At 60.5% G+C, this 23,331-nt stretch carries 18 protein-coding genes and 1 pseudogene; 10 read left to right on the forward strand and 9 right to left on the reverse strand.

Features of this window, described 5'->3' with window-relative positions:
- Positions 1-933: 933 nt before the first annotated feature.
- On the reverse strand, positions 934-2,556 hold the full coding sequence (locus ACYZUC_RS02675) for an MFS transporter (protein WP_461993326.1): 1,623 nt from the start codon (positions 2,554-2,556) through the stop codon (positions 934-936).
- Positions 2,557-2,980: 424 nt separating this feature from the next.
- Positions 2,981-4,627: a GMC family oxidoreductase gene (locus tag ACYZUC_RS02680; protein ID WP_461993328.1), complete on the reverse strand. Its 1,647-nt coding sequence runs from the start codon at positions 4,625-4,627 to the stop codon at positions 2,981-2,983.
- Positions 4,628-4,748: 121 nt separating this feature from the next.
- Between ACYZUC_RS02680 and ACYZUC_RS02685 the strand changes: the two genes are divergently transcribed.
- The gene (locus ACYZUC_RS02685) at positions 4,749-5,645 is read left to right on the forward strand and encodes a LysR family transcriptional regulator (RefSeq protein ID WP_207284451.1); all 897 of its coding nucleotides are present in this window, start codon (positions 4,749-4,751) and stop codon (positions 5,643-5,645) included.
- A gap of 108 nt (positions 5,646-5,753) precedes the next feature.
- On the opposite strand, the gene ACYZUC_RS02690 is transcribed toward ACYZUC_RS02685, so the two are convergent.
- From ACYZUC_RS02690 to ACYZUC_RS02715, 6 genes and pseudogenes are all read right to left on the reverse strand, one after another.
- Positions 5,754-6,854, reverse strand: a complete 1,101-nt coding sequence (locus tag ACYZUC_RS02690) for a DNA alkylation repair protein (RefSeq protein ID WP_461993330.1) — start codon at positions 6,852-6,854, stop codon at positions 5,754-5,756.
- Positions 6,855-6,911: 57 nt separating this feature from the next.
- Positions 6,912-7,988: a GGDEF domain-containing protein gene (locus ACYZUC_RS02695; RefSeq protein WP_461993332.1), complete on the reverse strand. Its 1,077-nt coding sequence runs from the start codon at positions 7,986-7,988 to the stop codon at positions 6,912-6,914.
- Positions 7,972-8,850: a DUF4434 family protein gene (locus ACYZUC_RS02700; RefSeq protein ID WP_461993334.1), complete on the reverse strand. Its 879-nt coding sequence runs from the start codon at positions 8,848-8,850 to the stop codon at positions 7,972-7,974. The genes ACYZUC_RS02695 and ACYZUC_RS02700 overlap by 17 nt, the downstream gene beginning before the upstream one ends.
- Positions 8,850-12,014: an NfrA family protein gene (locus tag ACYZUC_RS02705; protein WP_461993335.1), complete on the reverse strand. Its 3,165-nt coding sequence runs from the start codon at positions 12,012-12,014 to the stop codon at positions 8,850-8,852. Before ACYZUC_RS02705 ends, ACYZUC_RS02700 begins: the two co-directional genes overlap by 1 nt.
- Positions 12,011-14,185 (reverse strand): cyclic di-3',5'-guanylate-activated glycosyltransferase NfrB, encoded by a 2,175-nt coding sequence (gene nfrB / locus ACYZUC_RS02710; RefSeq protein ID WP_461993336.1) that lies wholly within the window; start codon positions 14,183-14,185, stop codon positions 12,011-12,013. The genes ACYZUC_RS02705 and nfrB overlap by 4 nt, the downstream gene beginning before the upstream one ends.
- Before the next feature lie 131 nt (positions 14,186-14,316).
- Positions 14,317-14,436 (reverse strand): annotated as a pseudogene (locus ACYZUC_RS02715) (non-hydrolyzing UDP-N-acetylglucosamine 2-epimerase); the annotation flags it as partial.
- Between the two features lie 509 nt (positions 14,437-14,945).
- Here ACYZUC_RS02715 and ACYZUC_RS02720 point away from each other — a divergent pair.
- The 9 genes from ACYZUC_RS02720 to ACYZUC_RS02760 all read left to right on the forward strand — a co-directional run bounded on the left by ACYZUC_RS02720 (position 14,946) and on the right by ACYZUC_RS02760 (position 22,878).
- Positions 14,946-15,737 (forward strand): hypothetical protein, encoded by a 792-nt coding sequence (locus tag ACYZUC_RS02720; protein ID WP_461993338.1) that lies wholly within the window; start codon positions 14,946-14,948, stop codon positions 15,735-15,737.
- A 277-nt stretch (positions 15,738-16,014) separates the two neighbouring features.
- Complete coding sequence (locus tag ACYZUC_RS02725; protein WP_008033036.1) at positions 16,015-16,863, forward strand: transporter substrate-binding domain-containing protein; 849 nt, start codon at positions 16,015-16,017, stop codon at positions 16,861-16,863.
- Between the two features lie 175 nt (positions 16,864-17,038).
- The gene (locus tag ACYZUC_RS02730; protein WP_008033038.1) at positions 17,039-17,701 is read left to right on the forward strand and encodes an amino acid ABC transporter permease; all 663 of its coding nucleotides are present in this window, start codon (positions 17,039-17,041) and stop codon (positions 17,699-17,701) included.
- Between the two features lie 9 nt (positions 17,702-17,710).
- Positions 17,711-18,373, forward strand: coding sequence for an amino acid ABC transporter permease (locus ACYZUC_RS02735; protein ID WP_461993341.1), 663 nt, complete (start codon positions 17,711-17,713; stop codon positions 18,371-18,373).
- Positions 18,370-19,167: an amino acid ABC transporter ATP-binding protein gene (locus tag ACYZUC_RS02740; RefSeq protein ID WP_461993343.1), complete on the forward strand. Its 798-nt coding sequence runs from the start codon at positions 18,370-18,372 to the stop codon at positions 19,165-19,167. Before ACYZUC_RS02735 ends, ACYZUC_RS02740 begins: the two co-directional genes overlap by 4 nt.
- A gap of 30 nt (positions 19,168-19,197) precedes the next feature.
- Complete coding sequence (locus ACYZUC_RS02745) at positions 19,198-19,587, forward strand: RidA family protein (RefSeq protein ID WP_008033044.1); 390 nt, start codon at positions 19,198-19,200, stop codon at positions 19,585-19,587.
- A gap of 162 nt (positions 19,588-19,749) precedes the next feature.
- Positions 19,750-20,514, forward strand: a complete 765-nt coding sequence (locus ACYZUC_RS02750; protein ID WP_008033782.1) for an IclR family transcriptional regulator — start codon at positions 19,750-19,752, stop codon at positions 20,512-20,514.
- Between the two features lie 41 nt (positions 20,515-20,555).
- Positions 20,556-21,773: an amino acid deaminase gene (locus ACYZUC_RS02755; RefSeq protein WP_461993346.1), complete on the forward strand. Its 1,218-nt coding sequence runs from the start codon at positions 20,556-20,558 to the stop codon at positions 21,771-21,773.
- 172 nt (positions 21,774-21,945) lie between these two features.
- Positions 21,946-22,878 (forward strand): sugar kinase, encoded by a 933-nt coding sequence (locus ACYZUC_RS02760; RefSeq protein ID WP_461993348.1) that lies wholly within the window; start codon positions 21,946-21,948, stop codon positions 22,876-22,878.
- Between the two features lie 154 nt (positions 22,879-23,032).
- On the opposite strand, the gene ACYZUC_RS02765 is transcribed toward ACYZUC_RS02760, so the two are convergent.
- Entirely contained in the window at positions 23,033-23,308 is a 276-nt protein-coding gene (locus ACYZUC_RS02765; protein ID WP_007898282.1) for a peptidylprolyl isomerase, read from the reverse strand.
- Positions 23,309-23,331: the final 23 nt, after the last annotated feature.

Raw genomic sequence — 23,331 nt, forward strand, 5'->3', positions numbered from 1 at the left:
ACGGTGTACATATCCGTTGCTGCGGTCACGGCGGCGATTGGTTTCGCCCTTACGGCGAGTCACTTGGAAGAGCCCCAAGTAACCAAGGGCTTTTGCCCCTTTCGTTCGGTGCCTCGCTGTGGCTCGGCATGCCCTCGCTCCGGTCCTGCTCCGTGGGCCCGCCGCGATCGGCCATCCTTGGCCGTGCGCGGCTAACCCGGCATCCATGCCGGGTTGCCCACTGCGCAGAACCTGCACTCGGCCTCTCGAGGGGGCGACTACCGCCACAGCCGCCGAGGCGGCCTGAAAGCCGACCTGGCTCTTCGGTCGTGCGCGCTCCCGCATTGTGGTGGCTGCACTAATTTTGGATGTTTGCACATTCCCCTGTAGGAGCCGGCTTGCTGGCGATGACGTCCGTCCAGCCAATACATGCGTCGACTGACCCACCGCTATCGCCAGCAAGCCGGCTCCTACATGGGATTGGGTTCACACGATTCAAAAATTGTAGGAGCCAGCTTGCTGGCGATGGACGCCAACGATAACGCGTGCTGTCTGAATGAACGCGTTGTCCCGACGCTTTTCGCCGGCAAGCCGGCTCCTACAGAGATCGGCATACGCTTTTGATTCTCACCACTCATCAGGCCGAGCGTTAGCTCGCCTTCAGCTTTTGATCTGAGCGCCCCCTCGAGAGGCCGAGTGGAGGTTCTGCGCAGTGGGCAACCCGGCATGGATGCCGGGTTAGCCGCCCCCGGCCAGGGATGGCCGATGGCGGCGGGCCCACGGAGCAGGACCGGAGCGAGGGCATGCCGAGCCACAGCGAGGCACCGAACGAAAGGGGCAAGAGCGCTTGGTTACTTGCCGCTTCTGCAAGTGACTCGCCGTAAGGGCGAAACCGCCAGCAGCCATCACCGAAATAACGGACATGCCCCCAACCACCGGAACACCAACCAGCCCTCAGTTAGTATCCAGATCCACATTCTTGGTCTCACGCAAACAGATCATCCCCACCACCAGGCTCACCGCAGTAATCACCACCGGGTACCAAAGCCCGTAAAAGATGTCCCCGGTGTAAACCACCAACGCAAACGACACCGTCGGCAAAAACCCGCCAAACCACCCATTGCCAATGTGATACGGCAGGGACATCGAGGTATAGCGAATGCGCGTCGGAAACAGCTCGACCATCAACGCCGCCAGCGGCCCGTAGCACATGGCCGAGATGATGATCAGCGCGACGATCAGCGCCACGATCATTGGTTTGTTGATCAACTGGACGTCGGCTTTTGACGGATACCCGGCCAGGGTCACCGCACCCCGCAGGGCCGCTTCGTCAAAGCCATCGAGCTTCACGTCACCAACGCTGACCTGCACGCCGCTGCCGGCCGGGGCCGCTTCGCTGCTGTAGGGCAGGCCCTGTTTCACCAGGAAGGTTTTGACCTTGTCACACGGGCTGTCAAATTTCGCCTTGCCCACCGGATCAAACTGGAAGGTGCAGGTCGCCGGGTCGGCCAGTACGGTAATCGGTGCCTGACGGCTGGCCTGGTCGATCGCCGGGTTGGCGTAATGGGCCAGGGTCTTGAAAATCGGGAAGTACAGCGCGGTGGCCAGCAACAGGCCGATCATCAGCACCGGTTTGCGCCCGACCTTGTCCGACAGCCAACCGAAGAAAATGAAGAACGGCGCGCCGATGATCACGCTGACGATCAGCAGGCTGTTGGCCAGGGCCGGGTCCATTTTCAGGAACTGGGTGAGGAAGAACAGCACGTAGAATTGCGCTGCATAAAACGTCACCGCTTGCCCGGCGTTGATGCTGAACAGCGCGATCAGTACGACCTTGAGGTTTTCCCATTTGCCGAAGGAGTCACGCAGTGGCGATTTGCAGAGTTTGCCTTCCTCTTTCATTTTCACGAACGCAGGCGATTCGTGCAGGCTCAGGCGAATCCAGGTCGAGATGCCCAGCAGCACGATGGAAAACAGAAACGGAATCCGCCAGCCCCAGACTTCAAACTGGTCACCTGTGAAGTAGCGGCAACCCAGCACCACGAGTAACGACAGCAGCAGGCCGAGGGTCGCGGTGGACTGAATCCAGCTGGTGTGGAAACCGCGTTTGCCGATGGGCGCGTGTTCGGCGACATAGGTCGCAGCGCCGCCGTACTCACCGCCCAGGGCCAGGCCCTGAAGCATGCGCAGCACCACGAGGATGATCGGCGCGGCGATGCCGATGCTCGCGTAAGTCGGCAGCAACCCGACGCAAAACGTCGCGACGCCCATGAGGACGATGGTGGCGAGGAAGGTGTATTTGCGCCCGATCATGTCTCCCAGCCGCCCGAACACCAGCGCACCGAAGGGCCGCACGATAAAGCCGGCGGCGAACGCCATCAGTGCAAAGATGAACGCGGTGGTGTCGTTGACCCCGGCGAAAAACTGTTTGCTGATCACCGCCGCGAGGGCGCCGTAGAGGAAAAAGTCGTACCACTCGAACACCGTTCCCAGTGACGAAGCGAAGATGACTTTGCGGGTGTCACGGCTGGCATCGGTGCTGCGCGTGATTTCCAGAGATTGAACGTGTTCTGACATATCGGTATCCCTCACAGTGATTGTTTTTGTTGTTCCACTGTCGGCGCCGGCCTTGTGGGCTGGTGCCGCTACTGTCCGTGCATCGGGTGACATCGATGTTGATTGATCCGCCGCTATCGCCAGCAAGCCGGCTCCTACAGTTGATCGTCGTCGTTCATGTTTCTTGTGCCCTACCTACAACCCTGTAGGAGCCGGCTTGCCGGCGAAAGCGGTGTATCTGGCGCCATCGATGTTGATTGATCCGCCGCTATCGCTGGCAAGCCAGCTCCTACAGTTGATCGTCGTCGTTCATGTTTCTTGTGCCCTACCTACAACCCTGTAGGAGCCGGCTTGCCGGCGAAAGCGGTGTCTTGGGCGCCATCGATGTTGATTGATCCGCCGCTATCGCCAGCAAGCCCGCTCCTACAGGTTTTGTGTTTGGAGGTCAGGCATTGGTCACCAGTTCCATTGGTGAGGTCAGGCTCCTTGTGGCGGGGTTGAGGATGAGTTGTGCGGCCTTTTCGGCAATCATCAGCGTCGGCGAACAGGTGTTGCCCGAGGTGATGCGCGGCATGATCGAGGCGTCGGCGATACGCAGGCCGGGGATGCCGTGGACTTTCAATTCGGCATCGACCACCGCGTCCCCGTCATTGCCCATGCGGCAGGTGCCGACCGGATGGAAAATCGTCGTACCGATTCGCGCGGCAGCTTCGTGCAGTTGTTCTTCGCTCTGCAAACTGTCGCCGGGCAGGTATTCCACCGGTTTGAACGCTTGCAGGGCAGGCGCGGAAACGATGCGTCGGGTCAGGCGGATCGCATCGGCGGCGACGCGCAAATCTTCCGGATGGCTCAGGTAATTGGGTTGAATCAGCGGTGCCTCCTGCGGGTTGACCGAGCGAATATCGATTCGCCCACGGCTTTGCGGACGCAGATCGCAGACCGACGCCGTGAAGGCCGGGAAGGCATGCAACGGCTCGCCGAAGCGCTCCAGCGACAGCGGCTGCACGTGGTATTCGAGATTCGCCGAAGTCTGTTCCGGCCCCGAGCGGGCAAATGCACCGAGCTGACTCGGCGCCATGGACAGCGGGCCACTGCGGTCATACAGATAACGCAGCCCCATGCCCATCTTGCCCCACACACTGCCGGCGATCTGGTTCAGGGTGCGCGCGTTTTGCAGTTTGTAGATCAGCCGCAGTTGCAGGTGATCCTGCAGGTTGCCGCCTACACCGGGCAGCTCGTGGGCCACACCGATGCCCAGTTTTTCCAGGAGCGGGCGAGGGCCGATGCCGGAGCGTTGCAAGATGCTCGGCGAACCGACGGCGCCCGCACAGAGGACGATTTCCTTGCGCGCCTTGAAGGTTTTCGCCTGACCCTGCCAGCGTGCGCTGACCGCCGCTGCGCGGCCGTTTTCCAGGAGCACGCGGTCGACTTCAACGTCGGTCAGCACGGTGAGATTGGGACGATGGCGGACCGGTTTGAGAAATGCCTTGGCCGCGTTCCAGCGAATCCCGGCCTTCTGATTGACCTGAAAGTAGCCGCAGCCTTCGTTGTCGCCCTGATTGAAGTCATCGATGCTGGCGATGCCGCTTTGTTCGGCCGCGCTGCGGAAGGCGTCGAGAATCGGCCAGGACAGTCGCTGGCGCTCGATCCGCCATTCCCCGGCGGCGCCGTGAAATTGCGAATCGCCGGCAAAATGATTTTCGCTTTTCTTGAACAGCGGCAGCACATCGTCCCAGCGCCAGCCGGGATTGCCATCGGCCGCCCAACCGTCGTAGTCGCCGGCCTGGCCGCGCATGTAGATCATGCCGTTGATTGAGGAACAGCCGCCGAGCACCTTGCCGCGCGGGTAACTCAGGGCGCGACCTTGCAGGCCTGCTTGTGCTTCGGTCTTGAAGCACCAGTCGGTGCGCGGGTTGCCGATGCAGAACAGGTAACCCACGGGGATGTGAATCCACGCGTAGTTATCGCGGCCGCCGGCTTCGAGCAGCAGCACCCGGTGTTGCGGGTTGGCCGACAATCGATTGGCCAGCAAACATCCCGCCGGCCCGGCCCCGACCACGATGTAATCGTATTCATCAAGGGAAGTCTGCATCCCTGACCTCGTATTGTTGTTCTTGTTGTCGATCATCCTAGTTGTTAGCTTTCGTCAAAAGAATGTTAGTTTTTGCGCAGCCGCTGTGCGTTTTTAAACAGCGTATCCCTAAGGACGGTTCATGTTCGATTGGAATGACCTGCGGTTTTTTCTCGAATTGCAGCGCAGCGGGCGTTTGCTCACCGCTGCCCGCCGTTTGAACACCACCCACGCCACCGTGGCCCGGCACATCGAGGCCATCGAAAAAAGCCTCGGCACGGCGCTGTTCGTCCAGCACGCCCAGGGCTATGAATTGACGCCGGCGGGTGAAGCGTTGCTCAAACACGCCGAAGCGATGGAGAACGTCGCATTGCTGGCCCAGGAAGAGATCACCCAATCGACGGCACCGCTGGGCAAGATTCGCGTGGGGGTGACCGAAGGCCTGGGCATCATGTTCCTCGCCAGTCGCATGAACGGTTTGTTCGAACGTTATCCGGGGCTGGAAGTGGAACTGGTGGCGGTGCCGCGATTTGTCAGCATCCTCAACCGCGAAGCGGAGATCAGCATCCACCTCGAACGGCCGGCAGCCGACATGCTGGTCACGCGCAAACTCACCGACTATCGCCTGGCGCTGTATGCCAGCCAGGCTTACCTCGACAGGGCGCCACCGTTGCGCAGCCGCGAAGACCTCGGGCGCCACGCGTGGATCGGCTATGTCGACGACTTGCTGTTCAGTCAGGAATTGATGTTCCTCAACAGCTTCTGCCGCAATCCGCAGGTGGTGTTCCACAGCACCAGCGTGATCGCCCAGCAACAGGCGGCGCGTTCGGGGTTGGGGATTGCGGTGCTGCCGTGCTACATGGCCAGCGCCGATCCACAGCTGGTGCCGTTGTTGCCGGATGAAAGTATCCAGCGCAGCTACTGGATCAGTACCCGTCGCGAGCTGCACAAGTCCGTGCGGTTGCGGGTGTTGTGGGATTACGTGGTGGAGTTGTGTGAGCGTGAACAGGATCTACTGCGAGGCCCGGATCCCTTGTAGGAGCAGCGGTGCGGCGATCCGACTTGCCCGCGAAGGCGGTTTTGAAATTGATACCAGACTCAAGGGCCTCTTCGCGGGCAAGCCTCGCTCCTACAGGGGGCCGCGTGTTCAGGAGAGGATTTCGAAGGCAGTGCTGGCGAGGCGTTTGCCGTTCACCAGGATGTGCACCGCATGTTTGCCTGCGTAATGTCGGCGCGTCGTCAGTTCCTTGATGTGCTGGCCACGGCTGAGGAGGGCGGTGGCGTGTCCGGGCAACGTCAATGCCTTGAGCTTGAACACCTTCGCCGAGGTGCTGCCATTGGCTTTGACGTAATCGATGGCGTAGTCGATCACCAGGCGCTGACTGTCCTCGACCGTGGATTTAACGCTGAAGGACAACGTGACTTTCTCCCCCAGGCCAATCACGGCCGGTTCAACGTTCACGTCAATGATTTCGACCTCGGGCTTGCCGCCCGCGCCGATGATCGCCAGCGCCCGCTGGTTGCCCTGTTTGATCAGGCTGCGTAGCGCATGTCTGGCGATCCACGCGGTGTGCCTGTTCTCCAGCGACCAGCCTTCGATCAGGTCCAGCACCCACTCGGGATGGTCCTTGGTGATGTCGTTGAGGTGGTTGGCCACCGACTTGCGCACGTAAAGGCTGGCGTCCGCCTTGAGGTTGTCGAGGATCGCGGCGGCGAGGCTTGGGTCTGCCTGGATCTGTTCCAGGCGAAATGACCACGGCAGGCGCGGGCGACAGCCTTCACTGGCCAGGCGCCGGACATGTTCGTTTTCATCCAGCGACCAATCGTGCATCACGGCCAACGCGCGCTTGAGGTCACTGCGCAGGAAATAGCGGATCGCGAACTCGGCGGAGCCGAAGGTGGTCAAGTATTTGAGCGCAGCCATGGATGGCTCGAAGGCATGGGCGCCATAGGTCGCGACGTAATGCGGCAGCGAGATGCTGACGAAACCGCTGTTCAGGCGCGGGGCGAGGGCGCGCAATACCTCCAGCGACTCGTCAAAATCCAGCGGCAGTACCGCGTGCAGAGATTCGCTGACCCGGGCCATGCGCTGCATGATGGACAGCTCGGCCAGTCCGTCGTTGGCCAGTTTGAGGAAGGCTTTGGCGTTGAAGTCGGGGTAGACCGCGGTCATCTCGGTGGCGATGTGCTTGAGGCGCTCGGCGTTGAAGATTTCCTTCAGGGCAGGTGCGGGTTGGTCAACGGCCATTGTCGATTCCTTTGAAATCGTTATTTATCCAGGCGAGCTTGCTGGCGAATACGCTCATCACTGATGAAACGTATACCGATCCTTCCCCGAATGTTTTGACTCATACAACGCTTCATCCGCTTTCACCAGCGCCTGATTCAGCGTGTCGCCCTCCGCGACCCGCGCCAGGCCAATGCTGATGGTCACCGGGTGCCGGGTGGTTTGTTCGCGGACCACCCGGCACAGATCGCCAGCCAGGGCGGCGACGTCTTCACGGCGCACACCGGCGAGGTAAATCGCAAACTCCTCGCCACCCAGTCGCGCGTATTCAAAGTCGGCCATCACCGCTTTGATGTCCGCAGCAACGCGCTTGAGCACCTCGTCGCCAATGTCGTGGCCGAACACGTCGTTGACCTTCTTGAAGTTGTCGATATCGATCATTGCCAGGTAATGGTCGGACTCCCGTGGCGCGGCTTGCAACTGCTTGTCGGCGCGTGCCATGAACGAGCGACGGTTGGGGATCTCGGTCAGTGTGTCGATGTAGGCCTGATCCAGCAGCAACCGGGACATGATGAAATTGTAGAGTTTGGCCTCGCGCAATTTCAGGAAGCTGTAGACGGTCATCGCACAAAGAAAACCGGCGTAGCAGACCGTCATCATCCCCCGCAGCTCAAACACGTGAAAGTGGGTGTCGTAGAACGGATTGAGCAGCAGCCAGGTGATGATTTGCGCGCCGTAAAAGGACCAACGACTCAGCGGCAACACCGATGCACTGTACAGCGTGCTCGCGGCGGCCAGTACCAGCCAGGCGGGCTGGAAATCGGCGGGCAAGCCGTCGATCACCAGGCGAATGCCCAAGGTCATGGCGAAGACGAACAGCAGGTTCAATACGTGGAAATGTCGAGCCTTGCGGGTGAACAGCAGCACAATCGCCAGGATCGTGAAAACCCCGAGAAACAGCATCGACAGCCAGGTAAAACTCTGGCCACCGATGAAGCTGACAATCAGATCGAAGAGCACCCAGATAACGATGCTGGCGACATAAATCAGCAGGCAGAATTTATGCAGTCGTTCGAATTCATGCTGGATGAATTCAGCCTTGAGTGCCGCCGGCGCGGCTTTTTTCAGGACTTCGTCTTCAATGGTTTTGTACATCGCCGACCTGTTGCTTGCGCTGGTTGTCGAGAATCACCTTGCCCCACGGTCGATAACGCAGGGAAAAAACCGCCGTCGGATGGCAACCTGCCGAGGAGGCGTCCGGGGCGGCCGGTTCTGCGCGGAACGGTTGGCCCTCGGCGCTGACCTGCCGGAACGCTTCGCGCACGATGCCGACCGGGCAGGGCAGTGCGCTGGCGTAGCCGTTGCGCACCAGCGGCGGTAAACGCCCGGTGCCCGCGCCGTCCTGCCACCACACTTGAACACCGACGCTCGTCAGTCCATCGAGCCACTGGCCATTGACCTGTGGCGCAAGTTTGCCGGCCGTGAAAGCGCTGACGTGCAGCGGTGCATCCAGTTTGCCGGCGAAATCCTTGAGCTGGCGCTGCAGGGTTTGCCGTCGCTCGACCGCCAGGAAGTGAAAATCATCGAGCTCCATCGGCAGGTACCAACCGCTGACCGGCAACTTCCAGTCCTGGCGCAGCCGCTGTTGCTGGGCCAGTGACTGCCCGAGTTGCACCTGCCAATAAGCCGCGAGCCCGGCACTGTCCAGCTCATCGATACGCTGGTAATAGGCCGGGTCCATGCTCAAGCCCAGTACCAGTTTCAGGCCTTGCTCGTGGGCCAGTTTCAAACTGTTGGCGAGCCAGCCATCGACGCCACCGAAGTTTGAATCACCGTACGCCGTCCATTGCACGATGACGGTCTGCACGCCGTGTTGGGCGGTGTCCTGCCAGATCCGTTGCCATTGCGCCTGGCTCAGACTGGCGTCGACGTTCAGGGGTTGGTAAAAAATCCGCTCATCGGCGCGGGCCATTGTGCTGCTCAACAACAGGCAAAAAACCAGGAGAAAACGCGTCATCAGAAATTCAACTCCACACCCAGCAACACACCGTTGCCGCCTTCATACAGGTTGCCGCTCAGGGATTGCTGATACTCGGTACGAACCGTCAGGTGCGCGCGGTAAGCATTGTAGATGTCGTCGTCGAACCACCATTGCCAGCGCAGGCCGATACCGGTGCGCAGGTCCTGGCGCCAGTCATTGTTCGGGTCCTGGCTGGCGAACTCGAGAAAGCCGTACGGCATGACTGTTTGCGCGCCGTTGAACGGCAACTTCCAGGTGTGACCCTGCTGGAAGCGCGACAGCCATTGGTGATCACCGGCCTTGGTCCACCACGCGGCGTCGAGGTAGAGGGAACGTTCCTCCCAATCGTTTTCATCGATGCGCCAGTCGTTGCGGAATCGTCCCTGATCAAGAAACGAGGCCGTGGCGCGCAACAGGTAATCGGTGCTGGTGTGACCGTCCTGACGGTGATCGTTGAACTGGTCGGCGAGTTTTTCAGGAATCAGCAATTGTCCCAGGCTCAGGCGCTGATTGTCGTTGTCATCGAACGAGCTCTGCTTGTAGAGCTCGCCGTAGAAGTTGATGTTCGCTGTGCCCCAGGGCTTGTAGCGCAGACCCACGCCGGTGCCGAGGGATTCGCCGTAACTCGATCGACCCTGACCGCCGAGCAGTACGCGGCCATAAACCGATAACGTGCTGCCGGCGCGGCTCGGCTCTTCACCGAGGGCATGGTCCCAGATCGCCACTTGTACGTTCTGTGAGGTGGCGCGTCGTGTGCTGTCGCGCAGAGTGCCGTTGGGGCGGAAGCTGTCGTTGGTCGAGACGCCGGCCGGTGACCAGGTGCTGGCCAGCGTGCGACTGTCGCGACGGGACAGGGTTTCGTGAGCGCGGCGCTGGCGATAACGCCTGGCGTCCATGCTGCCGTCCTCATCGTCGGCGGCTACCGGGTGTTGTTCCAGATCAATGACCCGGCGCAATTCCTTGCGCGCCGCCGCGCTGTCCTTCACTTCGTCATAACGCAGCGCCAGGGTTTCGCCGAGGCGATAGTCTTCCGGAAAATCACGGGTGGCGCTTTGCAGATAAGGGATGGCGTGGGCGCGCTGTTCCCGGGTTTCGGCCCCCGCCAGACGCATGCCGTAATCGGCGCGATAACGCGGGTTGTCCGGCTCGCGACGCACGGCTTCGGCGAGCCACGCGGTGCTTTGTTCCAGTTCGCCGGCCTTTTGCGCGGTGACCGATGCTGCGTAAAAATGCCCGGCATCTGGCGCCTGCTGCAAGGCTGAGCGCTGACGTTGCAATGCTTCGAGATGATCGCCGCGCGCGTCGGCAATTGCCGCGCCCAGCGCCCACTCATTGGCCCCCCGGGCGCGACTGTGTTGCCAGTAACGTTCTGCGAGCTGCGTGTCGCCTGCGGTGAGGGCGCTGCGGCTGGCCGTCAGTTTGGCGTTATCGCTCAACTCAGCCTCCGGCAGGCTGCGCCAGATGGCCAGGGCGCCCGACGAATCACCGGACGCTTCCAGCGCATATGCCAGTGGCAGACGACTGCCACGGTCGCCGAGTTTTTCCGCGGTCTGGTAGTAGACGACGGCTTCACCCGGCCGATTCGGCATGGCGCAACGGCCCAGGGCTCGATAGTCGCCTGCGACCTGCGGGTGGTCGCCAATGGCTTGTCTCACCGCGTCGCACTGACCTTTCTCGGCCAGTTGCGCCAGCAGTTGGCCGCGTGTGGCGGGATCGACGCGATTGAGCAGCGACACCATGCGTTTCTGCTGCGCCGGGGTCGGCGTCGACGAGGCATAGAGCCCCGCCAGCCGTTGCAGCAGGGCAACGGGCAACTTGCCGCCGTGACGGTCATAGGCGTTTTCGAGCAGCTGTTGCGCGTGTTCGCGCTGTCCGGCATTCAGCGCCAGATACGTTGCCTGATTGAGCGAGCCGAGGTTGCCGGTCTGCTGGTAGTGTCGCTCCCAGAGCGTCGCGGCTTCTGTATTGCGACCCAGGGCTTGCACCAGTTCGGCCCTGCGTTTGACCACATCAGCCGTCTGTGGCTGGCCGGCGAGCCAGGCCATGACCTTGTCGCTCTCGCCCTGGTCCTGCCAGATATCCAGCAGCCGTGCCTGACGGCGACTGTCCCAGGGTTCGGGCAGGCGCGTGCCTTGCAGCAACTCGGTGTCTTGTAGGCGCTGTGCCAGGATCAACCATCGTTGCGGGTCATCGTTCGGCTGGCAGTCACGCAGCTGCGTGCGTGCGGCTTGCGGATCGTGACCGGACAACCATTCGGCCGTCTCCAGGCACGGGCGCTGCAATTCGCCACTCAAGCGTTGCACAGTCGGCACATCGCCGCTTTGTCGAGCCAGTTCCCACAGGCGCTGGCGTTGCGCCGGATCCGCCAGGTCGCTGGCGGGCAATGATTGAATCCAGCGTTTAGCCTGTTGCACTTGGCCCATGGCGATCGCCCGATCGATCATCGCGAGGCGGGTCTTGCGCGCGGCCTCGGGTGACGGGGCTTGCTGCAACAATTGCTGCAAAGGCTGTTCGTCGAGCCGCTGCACATAGGCATTGGCCAGTCGCTGCCAGCCTTCGGCGTCCAGTTGATCGCTGGCGGCCAGTGGCGCCAGTTGCTCGATGGTGCCGTTCCAGTCGCGCAATTGTTCGGACCAATTGGAGCGGGCCAGTTGCAGGATGTTGTCGTCACCCTTGGGTGTCAGTTGTGCCAGCCAGTCGTGAGCTCTGCCAGCGCCACCAAACTTCGCGAGGCTCAAGCTATAGGCCTGCCACAGACGTACCCGCTGACTGAGGTTGCTGTTAGCGATCCATTGTTCTACTTGCTCGCTGCCCGGAGGATCCTGTTCGATCCAGGTCAGGCGCAGGTTGAGCAAGGCGTCGTTGTTGTCCGGGTTCTCCGGCAGCGCCTGCACGGCATCCTTGTACCGTCGTTGCTTGGCCAGCGCTTCCACCAGCAGGGCGCGGGCTTCATCGTTTTTCGGCACCTTGACCAGCAGGTGGCGCATCAGCCGTTCGACTTCGGCCCAGTTGCCCTTTTTCGCTTCGCGGTAGCTGCGATCCATGTAGGGGAAACTGCGAAATTGTTCGAACTCGGTCAGCGGTTCAGCCTGTACCCACGAGCTGGTCGCCAGGCTCAGCAACAGACTGCCGATGAGGAGGGCATGACGATCAGGCTTCATGCGACCTCCCGGACAATGCGGAAGGCCGCTTGCTGTTCACTGGCCTGGTCGGCCAGGGCCTGTTCGAGCACTTCCTGCGTGATCATGCCGCGCGAGATGAGGTGTTCACCCAAGGACATGTGCTCGGCATCGAAGTCGATCAAAGCCTGATTGAACAGGCTCGGCGGGACCATACCGCGCACTTGCAGCAGATTGCCCAGCAGCACCTGGTGATGGCTGACGCGTTCGAGCAAGGCTTCATCGTCCTGATGACGCTCAAGCACTTCGAGCATGTGGTGCACTTCCTTATTCTGGCGGGGGCTGGCGTACCAGTAGCGGATACCCAGCGTGACCCGGCCCTGAGGCGCAAGACGGCAGCGCACCGGGCGTTTCAATTGACGGCTGATGGCGCCGAGGGAGACCTGGCTCACCGGCCCTTCGGAGGCCAGCACCAGGGTGTTGCCTTCCTCGGCCACCGGCAGCACGCCGTAGTGGGAGGCGATCTTGCGCGGCACGGCGTCGATCAGGCGTTTGTCGAGTTTGAACGGGTTCAGTGGCGCCCATTCGAGATCCAGCTGCTCGGCGAGGGTTTCTACCAGCTGCGTGCTGTCGATGTGTTCACGCAGCAGCAGTTCGTGGCCCAGACGCCGGCGTATCGGGTTGGTGATCGCCGCTTCCAGTTGCTCTTCGGTGAGCAGGCCTTTTTCCACGAGTCGATGGCCTAGTGGCGTGCGCTGGGCTTTGGTCAGGGCTGGGAATTCGTGGGTGGTCTTGTCCCATGCCACGCGGCGCGAATCACCCATTTCCATGACCTGGCGTAGCGCCCGCACGTTGGCGAAGAAGTTGATGAAGTTGCTCCATATCATGCGCGGCGCCGACAACAGGCCTTCGACGAGCCCATAGTAACGGGTGACGAACCAGCCACGCTGGAACAGCCGATTGATCAGCATCAAACCGTTGAGCCACAAGAGCGTCGCGAGCACCGGGCTGTTGGACAGGATCGACGGATAGCGCCAGGCGGTCGGTGCAATCACCGTCATCAGCCACATCGCCAGCAGCACGATGCACAACAGGTTCACCAGGAAACTCAGCAGGTAAGCGATCATGCCGCGACGGTCGCGCCAGAGGAAATAGTTGAGCACGCCCGTGGGGCTCCAGCCGAGGTTCTTGGTGCCTTGAAAGACGATGCCGACGATCCAGCGCGATTTCTGGCGGATGGCATGCTGAAAGTCCCGGGGGAAATGCTCGCGAACGCAGATAACCTGGGAAAACACACGGTCCATGCCGAACGCCCAAGGCTGTTCGAGCGCCAGTTTCGGGTCGGTCACCGAGTAGCGGGCAAAGATGCACTTCATGCCTTTTTGCTTGAGGCGGAAACCGATGTCGTAGTCTTCGGTCAGGCTCTGCACGTCGAAGGCGATGCCGTCACCGTCTTCGAGCAGGGCGCTGATGGCTTTACGGCTGAAGCAGGTGCCGACCCCGGCGCTGGGCACCTGGCCGGTCATGGCTTCGCGGACGATTACATCCTTGCCATGATTCTCGGCGAACTCGTCGACGTAATGCCCGGCGGTGAAGCCTCGCCACTCCGGCGCATAGGGGTAGACCGGAATCTGGATCAGGTCCTTGGCCGGCAGCAGGTAGTTGAAGAGGCGCAATTCCATCGGCGAAATCACGTCTTCGGCATCGTGCAGAATAAACCCGGAAAACTGGATTTTCGCCTCGCTTTCAAAGCGCAGGATCGCATCGATGATGTTGTTCAGGCAGTCGGCCTTACTGGTGGGGCCGGGGCGGGCGCAGACCACTTTGTGCACGTTGGGGTAGTGCTGGCAGACCGCATCGACATCCGCCTGCGTCTCGGCATCGTTGGGGTACGTACCGACGAAAATCTGATAGTTCTCGTAATCGATGGTCGACGCCGCCAGGCGTGCCATTTCACCGACCACACCGACTTCGTTCCACGCCGGGACCATGATTGCCAGGGGTTTTTCGGCGATGGCGTACAGGCGCTCTTCATCCGCGCGCTTGAATTTTTCGTAGATCCGCCAGCGTCGGACCAGCTTGCGGCCCCAGTACACGAGGTCGATGAACAGGTCATCGAGCCCGAGGAGGAACATCAATAACGCCAGGGTGATCGCGAGGTATTTGAGACCGAACAGGACGTAGGCAAAAAAATCGACAAAACCGAAAGTCATCGTGCTTTGACCGCCGCCGAGCGCACGCTCAGCCACTCGAACAATCGAGTGCCGATGCGTTCGCTGGCGTGGCCTTCGCCGAAGGGGGTGTGAACATGGCTCATACGTTCGAAGTGAACCTCGTCATCCAGTTGGCCGGTGGCGCAGAGGCTCAGTCTGCCCCCGGACAATTGACGCAACACTCTGGCGAGTGGCGCCATCTTGATGGCCTCCGGACGCATACCGAAAACCATCATGATGTTGAAAGACATTGACCCCTCCTGGGAATGTGGCAAGGCTCTGGCTCAAGGCCATCAACGCTTTGCCGCTTACTGAGATATAAATGAAAGCAGCCGGATTGGAGCTTGTCCAATTCGGTTTGAGGCTTGATTGATGTCAATCAATTGCAGCGAATGCTCAGCCGATTATGGCTATTAGATGGCACTTTCTTTAAACGTTCAATTCAGTGCAAAGAAGGTCGCCGCCAGCCGGTTTGGGTCTCGCACCTATTCGATCAACTTGGCTGATTCGGATTGAAGGCAATTTTCGGGTATCGAGTATACGCGATGCGTTCTCCACACCGTTATTGAGCATGGTCTTGTCGCAAAGCGCCAACGAGGATGCCCGTGCACAGACATCACCTCCTGTCAGAATTGACAGTAGACAGGAGCGTCGGCAGGAGAGCTTGATTGCACTCGGTTGATTGTTGGACTCCAGGCTGTGCCGACAGTTTTTCAGCCAGTTTGATGAATTCATCTCTGGATATGGAAGGGTGGTCGGCATGATCTCGACAGCAGTGGACAGCGGTTTTTTCGATAGGCAATCACGATACTCCCTCTCTTTGCTCACGGCACCGACGGTGAGGTTTTCCGCGTACGAAGTCGTGCGAGTGTTTCTTCCGCTGCTGGTCGACTACCGCCCCGGCGAGGTGACCACGCATATCTCTGATCCTGCGCTGGCGCCAGGCGATTGCGTGTACGTCACCTGGCTTGGCGATGAAGGGAAATATGAGGCCGAACCTCATCCCGTTATTTCTTCCGGATTGCAACAGGTCGCTATTCCCGATGCCGCCGTGTTAATGCACTCGGGGGGTACGGTTTACGTCAGCTATACCGTCAGCCATCCGGATGGCACGCAATCAAACTCCCATGCGTTCTCCTTCGTGGTGGCCACTGGCGAACTGGACATCGATCACCTGCCGGATGTCGATATTGTCGAGGCGCGGGACGGCGTCCTCAAACTTGCTGATATTCCGAATGGCGCCACATTCCGTATTCCGCCCATTCGCGGTCTGCACCGGGGAATGTTCCTGGGTTTGAGGATTTACTCCACGACAGGTGGCATCCCGTGCGGTCCCGACGTTCCTCCACCTTGTGGTCCAGGCGTCGAATACTTGTTGGAGTTGCAGCAGATTCGCACGACCGCTGAGGGTTTTCTGAGCTTTCGAGTGGATCCGGCCGTGCTGCGGACACTCATCGGCAAGGAGTCCAGGGCCGGGTATGCAATCGAACTGCTCGATGGCTTGCTCTATAACAAAGGCGGGTTAAGCGGTTTGTTCCGGGTTGAGATGTAAGTGTGAGCCGGGCGCTGGCAAGGTGAGCGCACACGACAGGGTCAACCTTCGCCCAATTGAGATGCTTTTACCCGCCCGTTGTGGCGAACGGTAGCGCCCAGTCGTTTGCACGAGCGCTACCGTTTTTTCGTGTTGCAGCGCATCCCGTTGATTTCACTGGATTTGTAATTTTCCGAGAAATGGCCCAACAACCTGTGGCACACTTTCTGCTGTCTATTCCGTTGTTACATACTCGGTTCCGGTATAGCGGAATACACATCATCCTGGAGTGCTTGCCATGCATCGCCGACCTTCCTTGTTTAAAGCGTGTGTTTTTCTCTTTGCAGCTTCGGCTGCTGCCATGGGCGTTGCCCAGGCGGCGGACAGCAAGCTCGATAGCGTGCTGGCCCGTGGGAAACTGATCGTGGGCACCGGCAGTACCAATGCGCCGTGGCATTTCCAGGGAGCGGACGGCAAGTTGCAGGGGTTCGATATCGATATCGCGCGAATGGTCGCCAAAGGGTTGTTCAACGATCCGAGCAAGGTCGAGTTCGTGGTGCAGTCGTCCGATGCGCGGATTCCCAACCTGCTGACCGACAAGGTCGACATGAGTTGCCAGTTCATTACCGTGACCGCAAGCCGTGCGCAGCAAGTGGCGTTCACGCTGCCGTACTACCGCGAAGGTGTCGGCCTGCTGTTGCCGGCCAACAGCAAGTACAAGGAAATCGAAGACCTCAAGGCGGCCAATGACAGCGTGACCGTGGCGGTGCTGCAGAACGTTTACGCCGAAGAACTGGTGCACCAGGCGCTGCCCAAGGCCAAGGTCGATCAGTACGACAGCGTGGATTTGATGTACCAGGCCGTGAACTCCGGCCGAGCCGACGCCGCTGCCACCGACCAGTCATCGGTCAAATACCTGATGGTGCAGAACCCCGGCCGCTATCGCAGCCCGACCTACGCCTGGAGCCCGCAAACGTATGCGTGCGCAGTTAAACGCGGCGATCAGGACTGGCTGAACTTCGTCAACACCACGTTGCATGAAGCCATGACCGGCGTTGAATTCCCGACGTACGCAGCGTCCTTCAAGCAGTGGTTCGGCGTCGACCTGCCTACCCCAGCCATCGGTTTCCCCGTCGAATTCAAATGAAAACTGCTGCGCTCGGAAATACTGCGTTGAAAACAGGCTCGAAATGCTCATTGACTAAAGTCAACTCCGCTTTCTCGCCTGTTTTCGCCTTGTCTTTCCTTCGCTCGCGACGTTTCCAATTGTTGAATGAGGAGTGGGGCGCCCATGACGCGCCCCGTTCAAGGTACTGCTGACCATGAACTATCAGTTGAACTTTGCCGCCGTGTGGCGCGATTTCGACACCTTGCTGGCGGGGCTCGGTCTGGGCCTGGAGCTGGCGCTGGTGTCGATCGCCATCGGTTGCGTGATCGGCCTGATGATGGCGTTTGCTTTGCTCTCAAAGCACCGCGCATTGCGGGTGATGGCGTCGGTGTATGTGACGGTGATCCGTAATACACCGATTCTGGTGTTGATTCTGTTGATCTACTTCGCGTTGCCGAGCCTGGGGATTCGTCTGGACAAGATCCCGTCGTTCATCATCACCCTGTCGCTGTATGCCGGGGCGTACCTGACCGAAGTGTTCCGGGGCGGGCTGTTGAGCATTCCCAAGGGCCAGCGCGAAGCCGGGCTCGCCATCGGCCTGGGCGAGTGGCAGGTCAAGGCCTACGTCACTGTGCCGGTGATGTTGCGCAACGTGCTGCCGGCCTTGTCGAACAACTTCATTTCGCTGTTCAAGGACACCTCGCTGGCGGCGGCGATTGCCGTGCCCGAGCTGACCTATTACGCGCGCAAGATCAATGTCGAGAGCTACCGGGTGATTGAAACCTGGCTGGTGACCACAGCGCTCTATGTTGCGGCCTGTTACCTCATTGCCATGATGCTGCGTTACCTCGAGCAGCGTCTGGCGATCCGCCGATAGGAGGCCCTCATGTACGAATCACCCAGTTGGCTGCATGAGTTATGGGTTGCCCGCGAAATGTTGTGGCAAGGCTTCCTGACCAGTGTGCAGGTCTCGGCGCTGGCGATTTTGCTGGGCACGATGGTCGGCATTGTCGCCGGTCTGGTGCTGACCTACGGCAAGTTCTGGATGCGCGCGCCGTTCCGTTTTTACGTGGACATTATTCGCGGCACACCGGTGTTTGTATTGGTACTCGCTTGCTTCTACATGGCGCCCGCATTGGGCTGGCAGATCAGTGCATTCCAGGCCGGAGCTTTGGGGCTGACGCTGTTCTGCGGTTCCCACGTCGCCGAGATTGTGCGCGGCGCGCTGCAAGCGTTGCCGAGCGGTCAGATGGAAGCGAGCAAGGCGATTGGCCTGACGTTTTATCAAGCCCTCGGTTACGTGCTGTTGCCCCAGGCGCTGCGGCAGATCCTGCCGACCTGGGTCAATTCGTCCACCGAGATCGTCAAGGCTTCGACGCTGTTGTCGGTGATCGGCGTGGCCGAGTTGCTGCTCAGCACCCAGCAGATCATCGCCCGGACCTTCATGACGCTGGAGTTTTACCTGTTCGCCGGATTTCTGTTTTTCGTCATCAACTACGCCATCGAATTACTCGGCCGGCACATTGAAAAGCGGGTGGCCTTGCCATGACTCAACCTCAAGTTTCGAACGTTCCAAATGAGCAGCCCCTGCTGGACATTCGCGGGCTGCACAAAAAATATGGCCAGCTCGAAGTGCTCAAGGGCGTCGACCTGACCATGCAGCGCGGCAACGTGGTCACGCTGATCGGCTCCAGCGGCTCGGGCAAGACCACGCTGCTGCGTTGCGTGAACATGCTTGAAGAATTCCAGGGCGGACAGATCATGCTCGATGGCGAATCCATCGGCTATGACGAGGTCAACGGCAAGCGCGTACGCCACCCGGAGAAAGTCATCGCCCGTCATCGCGCCATGACCGGCATGGCGTTCCAGCAGTTCAACCTGTTCCCGCACCTGACCGCATTGCAGAACGTCACCCTCGGTTTGCTCAAGGTCAAAAAGCTGCACAAGGACGAGGCTGTCGCGCTCGCCGAAAAATGGCTCGAACGGGTGGGTTTGCTGGAGCGCCGCGATCACTATCCGGGGCAACTGTCGGGCGGTCAGCAACAGCGCGTGGCGATTGCCCGGGCGATTGCAATGAACCCGAGCCTGATGCTGTTCGACGAAGTCACCTCGGCCCTCGACCCGGAACTGGTGGGCGAAGTGCTGAGCGTGATCAAAGGCCTGGCCGAGGATGGCATGACCATGCTGTTGGTGACCCACGAAATGCGCTTCGCTTTCGAGGTCTCCGACAAGATCGTTTTCATGAATCAGGGGCGTATCGAAGAGCAGGGGCCTCCCAAGGAGCTGTTCGAGCGCCCGCAATCACCGCGTCTGGCTGAGTTTCTCAAAAACACGCGGTTTTAACTTCTAGCTTTTCAATCAGGAGAAACACTCATGAGCATTACTCGTTACGGCACCGGCAGCAGCGCCGCTGGCGGTACGCCTCGTCCTTTCGCCCGCGCCGTTGAAGCCGACGGCTGGCTGCACGTTTCTGGCCAGGTGCCGGCGTTGGATGGCGAGATCATTGTTGGCGGCATCGTCGAGCAGACCCACCAGACCATGAAGAACCTGATCGCGATTCTCGAAGAGGCCGGTTATGGCCTCGAAGACGTGGTGCGTGCCGGGGTGTGGCTGGAAGATCCGCGGGATTTCACCAGTTTCAACAAGGTCTTCTCCGAGTACTTCAAACCCGAACACGCACCGGCCCGGGCCTGCGTGCAGGCGAACATGATGGTCGATTGCAAGGTCGAGATCGACTGCATCGCGTACAAGAAAAAGGCCTGAGATTTGCGGTGAATTCTTCGCGGGCAAGTCGAGTCGTCGCACCGCTCGCTCCTACATGAGACCGCGATCCCCTGTAGGAGCGAGGCTTGCCCGCGAAGGCGGCCTAACGGTCAGCACAGCACTCTGGGTAAACTCCCGGCACTTTGATTGGGAAACACTGACATGACCGAAGACACCATCAAGCGCCGGGCTCGCGGTCTGGACCGGGCGTTCGATATCCTCGATTTCCTCAAGGAAATCGGCCAGCCCCTGCGTCCGAATGAAATTGCCAGTGGCATCGGCAGCCCGAAATCCACGGTCTACGAACTGGTGGCGTCCTTGCTCGAACGGCGGATCCTGGAGCCCGTGGGCAAGGACGGTCACGTCTACCTCGGCCGTCAGCTGTACTTCCTCGGGCAGGCGCATTTGCGTCATTTCGACCTGACCCGCGAGGCCGACCACGCCCTGCAGGAGATCGTCAGCCAGACCCATGAAACCGCGCAGATGTGCCTGCTCAACGGGCGCAAATATACGGTGGCATTGATGAAAGAGGGCGAACGGCATTTCCGCATTTCCTCGGACATCGGTGAAAACGCGCCGATCCCCTGGACCGCGTCCGGGCGCCTGCTGCTGGCGCACCTGAGCGACCAGGAAATCATCGACCTGATCGATCACGACGACTTCATCCTGCCTAACGGTGAACGTCTGCCGCTGGAGCAGTTTCTCGGTGAAATCCGTCAGGCTGGCATCGACGGTTTTTTCTCCTTCGACAGTGTCGCCGACACCTTTACCCATTGCTTCGCCGCCCCGGTCAAAGACCCGAACGGCGTGGCCATTGCGACCCTGTGCATCGTTGCCCCTCGGGCCGATGCCAAGACCCATTACAACGACTATCGCCGGGTGTTGATCGACAACGCCAACCGCCTGGCCCGTCGCATTAACGAATAACAGCGGCTGTTCGCGGCCGCGAAAATGTGAGGAGTTCGACCATGTCTTCTGCCCAAAATACTGCTGCCGTGGAAAAGGGCTTTGCCCAGACCGGTGCCTATCTGGTGCGTGACGTCAGCCTGCCGGCGCTGGTGCTGCATCGCGAGGCGCTGGAACACAATATTCGCTGGATGCAGGCGTTCGTCAGCAACAGCGGCGCCGAACTCGCGCCTCACGGCAAAACCAGCATGACCCCGGCCTTGTTTCGCCGCCAACTGGACGCCGGTGCCTGGGGCATCACCCTGGCCAGCGCCACGCAAACCCGCGCGGCGTACGCGCATGGTGTGCGTCGGGTGCTGATGGCCAACCAACTGGTGGGGACGCCGAACATGGCGCTGATCGCCGATTTGTTGGCGGACCCGACGTTCGATTTCCATTGCATGGTCGATCACCCGGACAACGTCGCTGACCTCGGCGCGTATTTCGCCTCGCGCGGTGTGCGCCTGAACGTGATGATCGAATACGGCGTGGTGGGTGGTCGTTGCGGTTGCCGGACCGAGGAGGAAGTGATCGCCCTGGCCAAGGCCATCAGCGCACAACCCGCGTTGGCGCTGACTGGTATCGAAGGTTATGAAGGCGTGATTCACGGTGATCATGCGGTCACCGGCATTCGCGCGTTCGCCGCGTCGCTGGTGCGTCTGGCGGTGCAGTTGCAGGACAGCGGCGCGTTCGCCATTGCCAAGCCGATCATCACTGCGTCGGGTTCGGCCTGGTACGACCTGATCGCCGAGTCCTTCGAAGCGCAGAACGCTGGCGGACGTTTCCTCAGCGTATTGCGCCCTGGCAGCTACGTGGCCCACGACCATGGCATCTATAAAGAAGCGCAATGCTGCGTGCTCGACCGTCGTAGCGATCTGCACGAAGGCCTGCGCCCGGCGCTGGAAGTCTGGGCGCATGTGCAATCGTTGCCGGAGCCGGGTTTTGCGGTGATCGCCCTGGGCAAACGCGACGTGGCCTACGACGCCGGGCTGCCGGTGCCGTTGCTGCGTTACAAGGCTGGTGTGGTGCCGGCAAAGGGTGACGACGTCAGTGCCTGCAAGGTAACGGCGGTGATGGATCAGCACGCGTTCATGACGGTGGCCCCGGGGGTTGAGCTGCGGGTGGGCGATATCATTTCGTTCGGCACTTCGCACCCGTGCCTGACGTTCGACAAGTGGCGCACGGGGTGTCTGGTGGATGAGCAGTTGAATGTCATCGAAACCATGGAAACCTGTTTCTAAGGTTCCAGACCAGGGCGCGGCCTTCGCGGGCAAGTCGAGTCGTCGCACCGCACGCTCCTACAGGTTTTGTGTCATTCGCAAATGATGATTACGGCACAAATCCTGTAGGAGCGAGGCTTGCCCGCGAAGGCGTCCTCTCAGACACCACCGAACCACCAGAGACACCACAACAATGAACACCATCAACACACTCGGCCCCAACATCCCGCGCATCGCCCTGATCGGCGAATGCATGATCGAGTTGCAACACCGCGCCGACGGCAGTCTGCAACAGAGCTTCGGCGGCGATACCTTGAACACGGCGGTCTATCTGTCCCGGGAACTGGGCGAAGGTGGCAGCGTTGATTACGTCACCGCCCTGGGCGATGACAGTTTCAGCGATGCCATGTGCCGAAGCTGGACCTCCGAACACATCGGCCTGGACATGGTCCAGCGCCTGCCCGGTCGCTTGCCCGGTTTGTACTGCATCCAGACCGACGCCGCCGGTGAGCGGCGTTTTCTGTACTGGCGCAACGAAGCCGCCGTCCGCGATTGCTTCACCACGCCAGCCGCCGCGCCGATCCTCGCGGCGCTGCCGGATTACGACGTGCTGTATTTCAGCGGCATCACCCTGGCGGTGCTCGGTGTGCAAGGTCGGGAGAAGTTGCTGGAAACCCTGATCGAAGCGCGGCAGCGGGATGCGCGGATTGTGTTCGACAACAACTACCGGCCACGTTTGTGGGCGTCGATCGAGGAGGCTCGGGCGGCGTATCGCAGCGTGTTGCCGTATGTCGATCTGGCGTTGCTGACTGTCGACGACGAACAGGCGTTGTTTCATTTTTCCGATTGCGACGCGGTGTTCGCTGCGTACGAGCAGGTGGGGACGCCGGAAGTGGTGCTCAAGCGTGGCGCCGAAGCGTGCCTGATTCGCTGTGAGGGCGAGTCGTTCGAAGTGCCGGCGCAGAAGGTCGAACGCGTAGTGGACACCACGGCGGCGGGGGATTCGTTCAGTGCGGCGTATCTGGCCAGTCGGCTTAAGGGCGGCAGCCCGGTCGAAGCAGCGGAGGCTGGGCATCGGTTGGCGAGTCGGGTGATTCAGGTGCCGGGGGCGTTGATCCCGCGGTAGGTGGTGAATGGCCGGCTGCTGCGCAGTCGGATCGCGAGCAGGCTCGCTCCCACAAGGTTTGTGTCGTACCCAAATTGGCGATCAACACACAAATCCTGTGGGAGTGAGCCGGCTCCGGGCGGCGTTCCGACGATGAGGCCCTCAAGTCAGCCGCTCAATCCCGATAAAACACCTGCACCAGGTGATACCCGAATTTGCTCTTGATCGGCCCATGCACCACCCGCAACGGCTTCTTGAAAATCACCGCATCAATCACACCGACCATCTGCCCCGGCCGTACTTCACCGAGATCACCGCCGCGCTTGCCCGACGGGCAGGTGGAATACTTCTTGGCCAGCACATCGAAGGCTTCGCCCTTGGCGATGCGTTGTTTGAGCTGCTCGGCTTCTTCCGAGGTTTTCACCAGAATATGGCGGGCTTGAGCTTTCATGGGGCGTGTACCTTGCAACGGTA

This window comes from Pseudomonas sp. GT1P32 (assembly GCF_054897805.1).